The organism is Sinomonas flava (genome assembly GCF_039531875.1).
Taxonomy (GTDB): domain Bacteria; phylum Actinomycetota; class Actinomycetes; order Actinomycetales; family Micrococcaceae; genus Sinomonas; species Sinomonas flava.
On record NZ_BAAAQW010000006.1, the window covers coordinates 246,076 to 258,565 of the forward strand.

Here is a 12,490-nt window from a genome sequence, read left to right on the forward strand (position 1 = left end):
CGGCCGCCGTCGTAGGTGCCGCGAGTGCTCGGGGCGGGCGAGGAACGAGAACCCGGCCCCGGAGTGCGTCAGCGGTGGGTGACATGCACCGGGCGGACGGCAGCGGTGTGACCGAGGACCACGCCCAGGCCCAGCATGCCCATGCCGAGCACGAGGTGGAGGATGTTGTCCGCGGCGTTGAGGGGCACGAAGTTCGCGGCGGTCTCGCCTCCGAACACGAGCCCGTACACGAACAGGACGAGGTACACCGCGCCGCCCCACGCGAGGTAGCCCTTGGCGCCGGCCACGGAGCGGCCCAGCGCGAGCCCCGCGACGCCGAACAGCAGGTGCACGACGTTGTGGAGCACGGAGACTTGGAACAGGCCCAGGAGGAATGCCTCGGAATGATGGCCGGCGAGGCCGATCCCCGGGCCAGCGGTGATGCCGGGGATGAATCCGAGCACTCCGACGAGGAGGAACACGGCGCCCACCGCGGTCGCGGCGATCTGGACGGCGGTTCGGCGGTTCGAGAGGACTGACGTGGACATGGTGGCTCCTATCGAGTCGGCCGACGCCCTGACTCGAAGCGCCGGTGCGGTGGCCCGCACCCTCACTTCGGAGCCGGCGCAGAGGCGGATTGGGGCGGCCCAGACCGCGGTTCGCGTACCGGCCCGTGTTCCGGGGTAGTGAGCGCGGGAGACGCACGCGCAAAGGAGACACGACGATGAGTGCACCTCCTCGGTATTCTCTGCCGGAAAGTGTGCCGGGCCCGGCCCAGCCCGCCAAGCCGCAGAGCGGCCTGACACGTTGGCTGCTGGAGAAAAGGGTCCATCAGCCCGTGGGCCCCGAGGTCCCCGAGGACCACGGGCAGCAGAGCTGGTGGAAGGTCATGTGCCTGACCGGGGTCGACTACTTCTCGACCCTCTCGTACCTCCCAGGCATCGCAGCCTTGGCGGCAGGCGCCCTCTCCCCCCTGGCGACCCTGCTCATCGTGGCGCTGACCCTTCTGGGGATGCTGCCCATGTACCGCCGGGTAGCGAAGGAGAGCCCGCACGGCCAGGGGTCGGTGGCCATGCTCGAGGACCTGCTGCCCTTCTGGCGCGGGAAGGTGTTCGTCCTCGTGCTCCTGGGCTTCGTGGCGACGTCCTGGATCATCACGATCACGCTCTCGGCCGCAGATGCCTCGGTGCACCTGATCGAGAACCCCCTCCTGCCGCATGCCCTCCTGGACGGGAAGGCCGTGCTGATCACGGTCGTCCTCCTGCTGATCCTGGGCGGCGTGTTCCTGCTCGGCTTCTCCGAGGCCGTGGCCGTGGCCATCCCCCTCGTCGCCGCGTTCCTCGGCCTCAACGCCGTGATCATCGGCGTGGGCTTCGCGGACCTGCTCGCCCATCCGGCCACCGTCTCGGACTGGTGGGGTGCCCTGAACGGAGGTGGCGGGCTGTCCGGGATCGTGGGTCCCGCCATCCTGGCCTTCCCGCTCCTGGTCCTTGGGCTCTCCGGCTTTGAAACCGGGGTGAGCATGATGCCGCTCGTCGCCTCCAGAGGCGATACGGTCGAGGAGAAGATGGCCTCGCGCATCCGCAACACCCGCAAGCTGCTGACCTCCGCGGCCGTGGTCATGAGCATCTACCTGATCGGCAGCAGCTTCGTCACGACCCTCCTCATCCCGGCCCAGGAGTTCCAGCCCGGCGGGCAGGCCAACGGCCGTGCCCTCGCGTACCTGGCACACGAGCGGCTGGGCGGGGTGTTCGGATCCGTCTACGACATCAGCAGCGTGCTGATCCTCTGGTTCGCCGGCGCCTCGGCCATGGCAGGCCTCATCAACATCGTGCCCCGCTACCTTCCCTCCTACGGCATGGCCCCCGAGTGGTCCCGGCACATCAGGCCGGTGGTGCTCGTCTACACGGGCATCAGCATCCTCATCACCCTCGGGTTCCGGGCAGACGTGAACGCCCAGGCAGGTGCCTACGCGACGGGGGTCCTGGCCATGATGGTCTCCGGCGCCGTCGCAGTGACCATTTCGGCCATCCGCCGCCGGCAGCGGGGCGCCTCCGTGGCGTTCTCGGTACTGAGCCTGATCCTGCTCTACGCGCTGGCGGACAACGTCGTCGAGAAGCCCGACGGCCTCGCGATCTCCGCGCTGTTCATCACGGGCATCGTCGTCGTCTCGCTCGTCTCGCGCATCACGCGCACCACAGAGCTGCGCGCGGACCGGATCGTGTTCGACGAGGCCGCGCGGCGCTTCATCGTCGAGTCGCTCGAGTACGACGGGCGCCTCAACCTCATCGCGAACCGGCCCCAAGCCCGGGACGAGGCGGAGTACGCCGAGAAGGAGCTGGCCCAGCGCGAGATCAACCCGGTCCCGGGGGCCGCGGACGTGCTCTTCCTTGAGGTGGACATCACGGACCCATCGAAGTTCAGCGGCACCCTCGAGGTCCATGGCGTCGAGGTCGGGGTCTTCAGGGTGCTGCGCGTCCAGAGTCCTGCAGCGCCCAACGCCATCGCCGCGATCCTCCTGGCGCTCCGCGATGCGACGGGTGTGCTCCCCCAAGCGCACTTCGAATGGTCGGAGGGCAACCCGCTGGCGCACCTCATGCGCTACCTGCTGCTGGGCCGGGGCGACACTCCGCCGGTCGTGCGGGAGATCATCCGCGAGCACGAGCCGGACCCGAAGCGCCGCCCCGGCATCCACGTCAGCTGACCGCGCCGGCCGGCCGTCCCAGCCAGCGCGACCGTGCCGCAGCACCTTTTCAGGAGAACTGCTTGACCAGGATCGGCGGCGTGGTCGGCGCGGGCGAGCCGCCGGCCGGTTCCACGGTGACGCCGATCGCCGTCGACGATCCGATCCCTCCCGTGAGCTCGTTCCACGTGGTGCCCCCGCCCCCGGGCATGAGGCCTGCGGGCTGCATGGTGCCGGAGGTGTCCTCGAGCCAGAGCTCGTAGACGTGGCCGGGCGGGGTCGCGGGCATGCCCACCGTCATGACGCCGCCCACCGACTGCGTCTGCGAGTGCACGATGAGCATGGTCCCGCCGCCGGGCACGGTGACCTCCTGCACCTTCGCGTCGGGCGCGGCAAGGATCCGGCCCATCCCCGCGCTCGGGGCGTTGGCCGCGACCGCGAGCTGGCGGAAGGCGTCGTCGCGCTGCTTCTGGACCTGCAGGCCCCACACCCCGGCGCCTCCGGCCGCGACGAGCAGGACGGCGGCCGCCGCAGCGAGCCATTTGCTGCTCGAGGGGAACCGTGACGCACGACGGCGGCGCTCACCGAGGTCGGCGACCGTTGACCCACCTCCCCCTCTGGGGGTCACCTCCTGGGAGTCACCTCGCGCGGGTGCCGGGCTTGGCGCAGCGGGACGGGACCCCACAACGTCGGGACGGGACCCCACAACGTCGGGACGGGACCCCTCGTCGAGGACGTCGAGCTGGGGGGTGACGGCGATCTGCGCCATGAGCCGGGCCTTGAGGTCCGGCGGGGGCGCGACGGGGGTCGTGCCGGCGGCGAGCAGCGCGGCGGTCTCGGCGAGCTCGCGCGCCTCCTCCGCCGTCGGGTCCCCGAAGGCGAGGGTGCCCTCGAAGCGGCGGCGCTCGTCGTCGTCGAGCGCGTTGAGAGCATAGGCGCCCGTCAGCAGGTGCAGCTGGTCATCCATGGCTCACTCCCAACACGTCTCTCAGGCGGATCATTCCGTCGCGGATTCTGGTCTTCACGGTGCCCAGGGGCAGTCCCAGGGCGTCGGCGACTTCGCCGTAGGTGTAGCCGCCGTAGTACGCGAGCCGTATGGCCTGCTTCTGCACCTCGGTGAGCGACTCGAGGGCCCGGTTCACCCGTTCGCTCTCGAGCGCCACCTCGACGCGGTGCTCAACATCGTCGTAGCTCTCGCGGTACTCGCGGATCCCCTGGCGCAGGTCGCGGTCGGTGGCAGCCTGGGCGGCGCGGACGCGGTCGACGGCGCGGCGGTGCGCCATCACCGTGATCCACGCCCGGGCGCGGCCCCGGTCGGCGTCGAACCGCCTGGCCTGCTGCCAGACCTCGAGGAACACCTCCTGGGTGACCTCCTCGGACTGCGCCGGGTCGCGGACCACGCGCAGCACGAGACCGTGGACGAGCGGCGCGAGGGCGTCGTACAGGTCTCCGAAGGCCGCCTGGTCGCCGCGGGCGACGCGGGCCATGAGCTCGTCGAGGTCCGGTGCGGGAGCGGCCCCGCCGTCGTGGTCCGGCATGTAGACCACTGTCTCACGTCCGGGCATGCGCCTTCCCCCTCGTCTCGGTGTCCTGATCCCGGCGCCCGCGGCAAAAGCGGCCGGCGGGCCGAGCGCCTCGCACCCGGCCCGCCGTCGGGCTCTTGTGTCTGGGCTGTGGGCTACTTCGCCGGCGGCAGCAGGACCGTGTCGACGAGGTAGACCGTGGCGTTGGCCGTCTTGACGCCGCCGCAGATCACGTTGGCGCCGTTGACCTGGAGCGAGTTCCCGGATCCGGTGACCTTCACGCTCTGGCCCTCCACCGTGGCGTGGTCGCCCGCGATCGAGGCCGGCTCGATCTGGCCGGGCACCACGTGGTAGGTGAGGATCTTCTTCAGCGTCGCGTCATCGGTCTTGAGGGATTCGATCGTGGCCGCGTCGATCTTGGCGAAGGCGCTGTCCACCGGCGCGAAGACGGTGAACTGGCCGCCGTTGAGCGTGTCGACGAGGTTGACCTTGGGGTTGAGCTTGCCCGAGACCGCCGCGGTCAGCGTGGTCAGGAGCGGGTTGTTGGAGGCGGCGACCGCGACGGGGTCCGTGCTCATGCCCTGCACCGATGCGGGGCCGGACGGGTTGGCCTTCGCGTAGTCCGCGCACCCGGCGCCGACGAGGTTCGCGGCCGGGTCGGACTTCGACATCGCCGAGGCGGACGGGCTCGACGCCATGCTGCTGGAGGAGCTGGAAGAGCTGGACATGGCGGACGACGACGAGGGGCTGCTCGCCGTCGTCGTCCCGCCGCACGCGGCGAGGCCGAACGTGCTGAGGGCCGCGAGGCCGACGACGACGGACGTGCGCTTGATGATGTTCATGGCTTCACTCCTGGGTCACGGGGTGGTGGCTGGCACCTGTACTTCGGAGCGGCCGCGACAGCGGATTGGACGTCTTTCAGCCGCCCAGCATCCCCCGCAGGGTCAGGGCGTTGCGGACGGCGTTCCCGCCGCCGTCGTTGTTGAAGTAGGCGAAGACCTCATGGCCTTGGGCATCCCACTCGCGGATGCGTCCGGCCCACCAGTCGAGGTCCGCATCCGAGTAGGAGCCGGCGTAGAGGTGCTGGTGGTCGGGGCCGTGGAGCCGGACGTAGACGTGGTGGGCCGTGGCCTCGAGGACGCACGGGAGCCCGGCCCCGCTCATGACGCAGTACGCCGCGCCGTGGCGGCGCAGGAGGTCGAAGACTGCGGGGTCGTGCCAGCTCGGATGGCGGAACTCGACGGCCGCGCGGATCCACCACGGGAGGGTGCCGAGGAACCAGTCCAGCCGGGCGTCGTCGCGCGCGTGGTGCGGGGAGAGCTGGACGAGGAGGACGGCGCGACGGGGCCCCAGCTCGTGCCAGGAGGCCGCGATGCGGTCCGCCCACGCCTCGGGGGCGTAGAGCCGCTTGCCGTGCGTGAGGCCGCGTGGGGCCTTGACCGAGAGGAGGAAGCCCTCGGGGAGCCGACGGCGCCAGGAGGCGAACGCCGTCGTGCGCGGCCAGCGGTAGAAGCTTGCGTTGAGCTCGACGGTGGAGAAGGTGCGGGTGTAGAGGCCGAGCCGGTCCCAGGGGCGGGTTCCCGGTGGGTAGAGGGCGTGCTCCCAGTGGTCGTAGCTCCAGCCCGAGGTCCCGATGTGCCAGCCCATGCTCAGGTGAGCCCCACGCCGGTGAAGCGCGCGAGTTCGTCCAGCAGGTCCCGCTGGAAGTGCTCATCGTGGACGGACGGGTGCGGCTCGCGGCGCCGCTGGTGGTGCCAGTAGCCGCCGCTCGTGAGGGCGTCGGGATCCTCGCTGGTCGCGAGCCATTCCTGGGTGAGGTGCCCGAGGCGAAGGTCGTCGGGGGCTCCGCGCCCTCCCATCCGCGTGGGCACCCACCCGGGATCCACGGCGTTGCTCAGGGTGTCCGGCCAGCGGGCGGCGACCGCGGCCATCAGGGTGGTCACGAGCAGCTTGCTGTCCGAGTAGGAGCCCGTGGCACGGCCGCCGCTCCAGTCGAGGCCGCCGAGGCGGGCATGGCCGCTGTAGTGCATCCCGCTGCTCAGGTAGACGAGCCGGTCCGGCCGCTGCATGAGCGCGGTGAGCAGGTACGGTGCGACGACGTTGACCGGCAGGACGGCACGGCTGCCCAAGACGCCGGCGTCGTGGATGACGGCGTCCATGCGCCCCAGCCGGTTCGCCTGCTCGGCGACGTCCCGCATCTCGCCGAGGTGTGCCAGATCGCCGACGACGGCGCCGGCACCCGCGCGGATCAGCTCGTCGAGAGCGGAGAGCCGGTCGGCGTTGCGCGCGTGGACGACCACCTCGTGGCCCGCGCGGAGCAGCGTCTCGGCCGCCGCCCTGCCCAGGCCGTCGGCGGACCCCGTGACCAAGATCCTCATGTGCCTCACCTCCCCCACCCATGATGGCAGGACCGTTTGCGGCAGGGCCCCTCGGGTAGGTAGGCATGAGCGCCGGACGTCCGGGGCCGGTGCCTGACCTCAGGAGTGGCCATGGCTGCCTGCGACATGTGCGGAAACGAGTACGACAAGACGTTCACCCTCACCCAGGGCGACAGGTCGGGGACGTTCGACAGCTTCGAATGCGCCATCCACGCCTTTGCCCCCACGTGCGGGCACTGCGGGTGCCGGATCCTCGGCCACGGGGTCGAATCGGGCCAAGGCATGTACTGCTGCGCCCACTGCGCGCAGGCGAGCGGGGTCGAGGGCCTCGCGGACCGGGTGAAGTAGGCCGTGCCGGCTCCTCTGACGGGCGTCCTGTTCGATGTCGACGGGACGCTCGTGGATTCCACCTACTTCCACACGCTCGCGTGGTGGCACGCCTTCCGCCGCTTCGACCATGACGTGCGCATGAATGCGATCCACCGCTGCATCGGCATGGGCGGGGACAAGCTCGTCGACAGCCTGCTGGGCGCGGAACGGGACAAGTCCCAGGACCAGGAGGTCATGGACACCCACGCCGCGGTGTTCTCCACCTTCTGGCCGCACCTGAGGGCGTTCGACGGCGCGCGCGACCTCCTGTCCCGGTCCCGCGACGCGGGGCTGAAGGTCGTCCTCGCGTCCTCGGCCCGGGAACAGGACCTGGGCGCGCTCCGGGCGGCCCTCGGCGCCGACGAGGTCGTGGACGCCGCCACGAGCTCCGCCGACGCCGAGGAGTCCAAGCCCGCCCCGGACATCCTCGTGGCAGCCCTCAAGGCCGCAGGCCTTGAGGCGTCCGAGGTCCTCTTCGTCGGGGATGCGGTGTGGGATGTGCAGGCCGCCGCGGCTCTCGGCATCACCACCGTCGGCGTGGCCTCCGGCGGGTACAGTGGCGCGGAGCTGACCGATGCCGGCGCAGCAGAGGTTTTCGACTCACCCCGAGACCTTCTGGACGGCTTCGAGGGGAGCCTGATCGGGAAGCGGCTCGCCGCCTGATCCCGACGCCAGGTACTCCATGAGCCGCCGGACGCCGAAGGTCCAGGGGGTCAGTTCCTCGGCGCGCGCCGTGACGTTGACGAGCGAGCCGAGATGCGGGCTCGCGATCGTGACAACGTCCCCGAGGTGATGTGTGAACCCTTGGCCCGGCGCGTCCCGGTCATGGGTGGGCGCGAAGAGCGTGCCGGTGAACAGGGCAAACCCGTCCGGGTACTGGTGGTGGTCGCCGAAGGCCGCGGAAATCAGGTCCTCGAAGGGCCGGCTGATCCGACTCAGGCTGTTCTGCCCTCGGAGTCGGAAGCCGTCCTGCCCATCCACCGTCAGCGTGATCTCCTCATCTCGCAGGGTCTCCAGGGTGAAGTCGCCGCCGAAGAGGCGGATGAAGGGTCCGACGGCGCACGATGCGTTGTTGTCCTTGGCCATGCCGAGCAGGAGCGCGCTCCGCCCCTCCACGTCTCGGAGGTTCACGTCGTTGCCCAAGGTCGCTCCCCGCGCTCTGCCGTGCGAGTCGACGAGCAGAACCAGCTCGGGCTCGGGGTTGTTCCATTCCGAGAAGGAGGGGATGCCGATGGGGGAGCCAAAACCAACGCTGGCCAGCACGGGAGCCTTGGTGAACACTTCGGGATCGGGCCCGAGCCCCACTTCCAGGTACTGGGACCACATTCCGCGCTCGGAGAGGATCGCCTTCACCCGGCGGGCCTCCTCAGAGCCGGGCTGCACCGAACCGATGCTGCCCCCGAGCGCGGCCAGGACTGAGCTGCGCACGGCGGCGGCCCTGTGGAAGTCCCCGCCGCACCGTTCCTCGATGACCCGCTCCACCATGCTGTCCACGAACGTGACCCCGCACGCCTTCACCACCTGGAGATCGATGGGCGCGAGCAGGCGGGGCCTCTCGGGGTCGGCCGCGAGCGAGGCCTCGACGAGGCTGGCGAGGCTCCAGCGGGGCAGGGACTGCTCCGCCTTGACCCACTCCCCCGGATCGTCCAGGTCCAAGAGGGCGGAGACCGTCCGGATGCGGTCGGTGTGGTCGAAGACCTCGTCCCCTCTGACCGAGACCACCCGGGGCCCGCCGGACTCCGGATCCCAGACCCGGCCGACAAGCAGCGGGCGGGATCCGTCAGAGGGAAGGACCACGGAATCCGTCAGCGCGTTCACAGGATCCCCGCCTTCTCGGTGCTCGCCTCGTGGACGCCGTCGACCCGGCGCCGGATCCCCCACGGGTTCTCGTCCAGCAGGGCGGGGGGCAGCTGTTCGGAGGGGAACGAATCGTAGGCGACGGGCCGCAGGAACCGGCGTATCGCGGCGGTGCCCACGGAGGTGGTGGAGGAGGCCGTGGTCGCCGGGTAGGGTCCGCCGTGCTGCTGCGCGTAGGTCACGCTCACCCCGGTCGGCCAGGAGTTCCAGACCAGACGGCCGGCCCGATCCCCCAGCACCGCGAGCAGTTCGCTCACGTCCTCGGACGGCTCGCCCTGCACGGTGGCTGTCAGCTGGCCGTCGAGCAGGGCGGCGAGGCCGGACAGGTCGGTGCCGGGGTCATAGCGGACCATGAGGGTCGCGGGCCCGAACATCTCCAGCTCGAGCAGGTCAGGGTTGTCCTGCACGGTCCGGGCGTCCGTGAGCAGGACAGTGGGGCGGGGCGCCTCGGACTCGTCGCCGGCAATGAGCACGCGTACGCCCGGATGGGACTGGACCTCGCTCAACGCGTGGTCGAATCCCTCGCGCAGTCTGGGGCTCAGGAGGGGGGCGCGGGTCGCGTCGCGCAGCTCTGCAGCGAGGGCCGCGGCTGTCTCCTCTGCGTCCTCGAGGGGCGCGAACAGCAGGCCCGGCTTGGTGCAGAACTGCCCCATGCCGAGGGTGAAGGACTTGGCGTAGCCGGCGAGGATGCTGTCCCGGCGGGCAGCCCAGGCCTGCTCAGTCACGAAGACGGGGTTGATGCTGCCGAGTTCGCCGAAGAAGGGGATCGGCACGGGACGCCGCGCGGCGCGGTCGAAGAGTGCCCGGCCGCCCGCCGTCGACCCCGTGAAGCCGATGGCCTTGACTAGGGGATGGTCCACGATGGCCTCGGCCGCCTCCCGGCCGGACACGACGGAGAAGAGCCCCTCCGGCGCTCCCGCTCGCGCGAGGGCGTCACGCACGACCTCGCCGGTCAGCAGAGCCAGCTCGAGATGGGCGTCGTGCGCCTTGTGCACCACGCCGCAGCCCGCCGCCAGGGCGGAGGCACTGTCCCCGCCCATGACGCTGAAGGCGAAGGGGAAGTTGGAGGCACCGAAGACGCCGACGACTCCGAGTGGGACGTTCATCCTGCGCAGGTCGGGCCGTGGGCCCATCCCCCAGTCGGGATCGGCGTGGTCGATGGTTGCTTCGAGGTGCTCTCCGGCCGGGATCTCGCCGGCGAAGAGGCGGAGCTGGAAGACGGACCGCTTGAGCTCGCCGCCGAGCCGGCCCTCGTCCAGGTGGGTTTCGCGGTGGGCCACTGGGACGAGTTCGGCCGCGGCTTCCTCCAGGCCGGTGGCGATGGCCTCAAGCCATCCGGCGCGGGTGGCGGGATCGACCTCACGGCTGTGCTCATAGGCGGCGTGGGCCGCGAGGATGTGGTCGTGGGTCTCGGGAACCGAGGTGGTCATTGGGCAGTCCTCCTCAAAGGAAGTCGATTGGTTCGAACGATGTACGATATTTCGGACAGGTGCTCAGTGTCCGCGCCTGCCGACCCTGAAGCTGTTATGGAGGAGCTGGAGTGGCACGCTTGACCCCTGCCGTGGTGCGGAGCCTGGATATCCTGGAGCTCTTCCTCGAGGCCAGGCACGGCCTCACTGCCCCCGAGGTGGCGCAGCGCACTGGCCTTCCCCGGACGACAGTGCACGAACTGCTCACGACGCTCGTCGAGCGCAGGTACCTCCGGCGGGACGAGCGCGCGACCTACCATCTCGGCCTGAGCGTCTTCCGGCTGGGCAACGCCTTCGCTGAGCGCCTCGACCTGCGCGCGGTAGGACTGCGCGTGGCCGAGTCCGTCGTGCAGGAATGCGACGAGACGGTCCACGTCGGGATGCTCGACGGCGCGGACCTCGTCTACATCTGCAAGGTGGACAGCACCCATTCGGTGCGCATGGTTTCGAGGATGGGAGGCCGGGTGCCGGCTTCCTGCACCGCGGTCGGGAAGGTGCTCCTGGCCCACCTCCCGGACAGTGAGCGCAAGCGGCTCGTGGGCAAGGGGCTGTCCAGGCTCACCCCGAACAGCATCACCGAGCCCCATGTGCTCGCCAACCAGCTCGACGAGATCCGGGCCTCCGGGATCGGATTCGAGTCCGGAGAGTCGACGGCGGATGTCTCGTGCGTCGCGGCGCCAGTGCGCGACCACACGGGCTCGGTGGTCGCCGCCCTGAGCATCTCCGTGCCCGACATGCGGTGGAACCTCCGCAGCCCCGAGGAGTGGGCCGGCCTCGCGGTTGACGGCGCGGCCCGTTTCAGCTCGGAGCTCGGCTACAGCTGAGGTGATCTCGGGGAGGACGCGGTGCGCGCCGCTCCCGGGCTCGTCACCGCGCGAACGCGACATGATCCCGCGACACCCCCTCCGTGGACTTCACCCCGAGGAGCTGCATCGAGCGCACGTACTGGCCGCGCAGGATCTCCACGGCGCGCTCGACGCCGCGCTCCCCGCCCGCCATGAGGCCGTACAGGTACGCGCGCCCCACCATCGCCGCATCGGCGCCGAGCCCCACAGCGGCGAGCACATCGCTTCCGGACATGACGCCGCTGTCGATGAGGATGGTCGGCCCGTCTCCCAGCCTCTCGCGCACCTCCGGCAGGATCCGCAGCACTGTGGGCGACCGGTCCAGCTGCCGTCCGCCGTGATTGGAGAGCACGACGCCGTCGCAGCCGAGCCCGACGACGCGTTCCGCGTCCGCAACGTTCTGGATCCCCTTCACCAGCAGCCGGTGCGGCCACACCTCACGGAGCCACGCGATGTCGTCGAAGGTCAGTCCAGGGTCGAAGATCTGGTCGGCCACGTCGGCAGATGTGCCGCCGAAGCCGCGCAGGGAGGCGAACTCGATGGGCGGAGTCGTCAGCTTGTCGAACCACCAGGAAGGGTGGAGGGCCATGTCCGCGAACGTCTTGGCGGACAGCGACGGGGGGATGGTGAGCCCGTCGCGCAGTTCGCGGACCCGCGCGCCGCCCACCTGGGTGTCCACCGTCACCATGAGCACTTCGTAGCCGCTGTCGAGCACGCGCCGGATCAGGCCCTCGGTGTTATTCCGGTCCTTGGCAATGTAGAGCTGGAACCAGTTGTTGCCTTCTGGCACTGCCTGGGCCAAGTCCTCGACCGTCGTAGTGCCCACCGTCGAGAGCGTGTAGGGAAGGTTGTGCCGGGCCGCCACACGGGCAACGCCTTTCTCGCCGTCGTTGTGCATCATCCGGCTGTAGCCGGTGGGGGCAAGCACGAGAGGGAAGTCGACCCTGCGGCCGAAGAGCTCGGTGCTGGGATCCGGGTCCGACACGTCCCGCAGGACCGAGGGGATGAACTCCACGTCCCGGTAGGCCTGGCGGCACCGGGCCAAGGTGACTTCATCCTCCGCAGCCCCGTCGGTGTAGTTGAAGACCGACTTCGGCGTCGTCTTCCTGGCGCTGTCCCGGAGATCCGAGATCGTGAAGGAGCGGGCGAGCCTCCGCCGCACGGGGTCGAGGTCCAGTGGGCGGAACTGCAGGAGTTCGCGCAGTTCGGACCACTTGGGCAATTGACGGTCGTCCATGACATTCTCCTTGGTCCGATATTTCGGACGGATCATCGGTATTTCGAAGAGACCACGAAAGGGAGATTCTTTGGCAGGGGTTGGGTTACGGGCCGTTCTTGACCTCTAGATCCCGGGCTACCTAGACTCCCAGTGTTCCCGATCACCCTA

At 70.1% G+C, this 12,490-nt stretch carries 13 protein-coding genes; 4 read left to right on the plus strand and 9 right to left on the minus strand.

Annotated features, from left to right (window positions below; all coding sequences use genetic code 11):
• Window positions 1–68: 68 nt before the first annotated feature.
• Window positions 69–527 carry a DUF4383 domain-containing protein gene (locus tag ABD298_RS12440; protein ID WP_344300029.1) on the minus strand — a complete coding sequence of 153 codons (459 nt, stop codon included), beginning with the start codon at window positions 525–527 and terminating at the stop codon, window positions 69–71.
• Between the two features lie 176 nt (window positions 528–703).
• On the opposite strand from ABD298_RS12440, the gene ABD298_RS12445 reads away from it, so the two are divergent.
• Entirely contained in the window at window positions 704–2,683 is a 1,980-nt protein-coding gene (locus tag ABD298_RS12445) for an APC family permease (RefSeq protein ID WP_425564401.1), read from the plus strand.
• Window positions 2,684–2,732: 49 nt separating this feature from the next.
• Here the strand turns inward: ABD298_RS12445 and ABD298_RS12450 are convergent, their stop codons facing one another.
• The 5 genes from ABD298_RS12450 to ABD298_RS12470 form a co-directional block, all read right to left on the minus strand.
• The gene (locus ABD298_RS12450) at window positions 2,733–3,629 is read right to left on the minus strand and encodes an anti-sigma factor (protein WP_344300031.1); all 897 of its coding nucleotides are present in this window, start codon (window positions 3,627–3,629) and stop codon (window positions 2,733–2,735) included.
• Complete coding sequence (gene sigK, locus ABD298_RS12455; RefSeq protein ID WP_425564402.1) at window positions 3,622–4,227, minus strand: ECF RNA polymerase sigma factor SigK; 606 nt, start codon at window positions 4,225–4,227, stop codon at window positions 3,622–3,624. Before sigK ends, ABD298_RS12450 begins: the two co-directional genes overlap by 8 nt.
• Window positions 4,228–4,340: 113 nt before the next feature.
• The gene (locus tag ABD298_RS12460; protein ID WP_344300033.1) at window positions 4,341–5,027 is read right to left on the minus strand and encodes a fasciclin domain-containing protein; all 687 of its coding nucleotides are present in this window, start codon (window positions 5,025–5,027) and stop codon (window positions 4,341–4,343) included.
• A gap of 76 nt (window positions 5,028–5,103) precedes the next feature.
• The gene (locus ABD298_RS12465) at window positions 5,104–5,832 is read right to left on the minus strand and encodes a DUF72 domain-containing protein (protein WP_344300034.1); all 729 of its coding nucleotides are present in this window, start codon (window positions 5,830–5,832) and stop codon (window positions 5,104–5,106) included.
• A 2-nt stretch (window positions 5,833–5,834) separates the two neighbouring features.
• On the minus strand, window positions 5,835–6,563 hold the full coding sequence (locus ABD298_RS12470; protein ID WP_344300035.1) for an SDR family NAD(P)-dependent oxidoreductase: 729 nt from the start codon (window positions 6,561–6,563) through the stop codon (window positions 5,835–5,837).
• A gap of 111 nt (window positions 6,564–6,674) precedes the next feature.
• Between ABD298_RS12470 and ABD298_RS12475 the strand changes: the two genes are divergently transcribed.
• Both ABD298_RS12475 and ABD298_RS12480 read left to right on the plus strand, forming a co-directional pair.
• Complete coding sequence (locus ABD298_RS12475) at window positions 6,675–6,911, plus strand: hypothetical protein (protein WP_208711082.1); 237 nt, start codon at window positions 6,675–6,677, stop codon at window positions 6,909–6,911.
• Between the two features lie 3 nt (window positions 6,912–6,914).
• Window positions 6,915–7,595, plus strand: a complete 681-nt coding sequence (locus ABD298_RS12480) for an HAD family hydrolase (RefSeq protein ID WP_344300036.1) — start codon at window positions 6,915–6,917, stop codon at window positions 7,593–7,595.
• On the opposite strand, the gene ABD298_RS12485 is transcribed toward ABD298_RS12480, so the two are convergent.
• Window positions 7,533–8,750 (minus strand): fumarylacetoacetate hydrolase family protein, encoded by a 1,218-nt coding sequence (locus ABD298_RS12485; protein WP_344300037.1) that lies wholly within the window; start codon window positions 8,748–8,750, stop codon window positions 7,533–7,535. The genes ABD298_RS12480 and ABD298_RS12485 overlap by 63 nt on opposite strands.
• Window positions 8,747–10,219 carry an aldehyde dehydrogenase (NADP(+)) gene (locus tag ABD298_RS12490; protein ID WP_344300039.1) on the minus strand — a complete coding sequence of 491 codons (1,473 nt, stop codon included), beginning with the start codon at window positions 10,217–10,219 and terminating at the stop codon, window positions 8,747–8,749. The genes ABD298_RS12485 and ABD298_RS12490 overlap by 4 nt, the downstream gene beginning before the upstream one ends.
• Window positions 10,220–10,329: 110 nt before the next feature.
• Between ABD298_RS12490 and ABD298_RS12495 the strand changes: the two genes are divergently transcribed.
• Window positions 10,330–11,082, plus strand: coding sequence for an IclR family transcriptional regulator (locus tag ABD298_RS12495; RefSeq protein ID WP_208711079.1), 753 nt, complete (start codon window positions 10,330–10,332; stop codon window positions 11,080–11,082).
• A 43-nt stretch (window positions 11,083–11,125) separates the two neighbouring features.
• Here the strand turns inward: ABD298_RS12495 and ABD298_RS12500 are convergent, their stop codons facing one another.
• Entirely contained in the window at window positions 11,126–12,340 is a 1,215-nt protein-coding gene (locus tag ABD298_RS12500) for an alpha-hydroxy acid oxidase (RefSeq protein WP_344300040.1), read from the minus strand.
• Window positions 12,341–12,490 lie beyond the last annotated feature (150 nt).

What these genes read in the sequence shown, in the direction of transcription:
- ABD298_RS12450 (WP_344300031.1), bottom strand. Translation starts at nt 3,629, where the DNA reads ATGGATGACCAGCTGCACCTGCTGACGGGCGCCTATGCTCTCAACGCG.
- sigK (WP_425564402.1), bottom strand. Translation starts at nt 4,227, where the DNA reads ATGCCCGGACGTGAGACAGTGGTCTACATGCCGGACCACGACGGCGGG.
- ABD298_RS12440 (WP_344300029.1), bottom strand. Translation starts at nt 527, where the DNA reads ATGTCCACGTCAGTCCTCTCGAACCGCCGAACCGCCGTCCAGATCGCC.
- ABD298_RS12475 (WP_208711082.1), top strand. Translation starts at nt 6,675, where the DNA reads ATGGCTGCCTGCGACATGTGCGGAAACGAGTACGACAAGACGTTCACC.
- ABD298_RS12460 (WP_344300033.1), bottom strand. Translation starts at nt 5,027, where the DNA reads ATGAACATCATCAAGCGCACGTCCGTCGTCGTCGGCCTCGCGGCCCTC.
- ABD298_RS12465 (WP_344300034.1), bottom strand. Translation starts at nt 5,832, where the DNA reads ATGGGCTGGCACATCGGGACCTCGGGCTGGAGCTACGACCACTGGGAG.
- ABD298_RS12445 (WP_425564401.1), top strand. Translation starts at nt 704, where the DNA reads ATGAGTGCACCTCCTCGGTATTCTCTGCCGGAAAGTGTGCCGGGCCCG.
- ABD298_RS12490 (WP_344300039.1), bottom strand. Translation starts at nt 10,219, where the DNA reads ATGACCACCTCGGTTCCCGAGACCCACGACCACATCCTCGCGGCCCAC.
- ABD298_RS12500 (WP_344300040.1), bottom strand. Translation starts at nt 12,340, where the DNA reads ATGGACGACCGTCAATTGCCCAAGTGGTCCGAACTGCGCGAACTCCTG.
- ABD298_RS12470 (WP_344300035.1), bottom strand. Translation starts at nt 6,563, where the DNA reads ATGAGGATCTTGGTCACGGGGTCCGCCGACGGCCTGGGCAGGGCGGCG.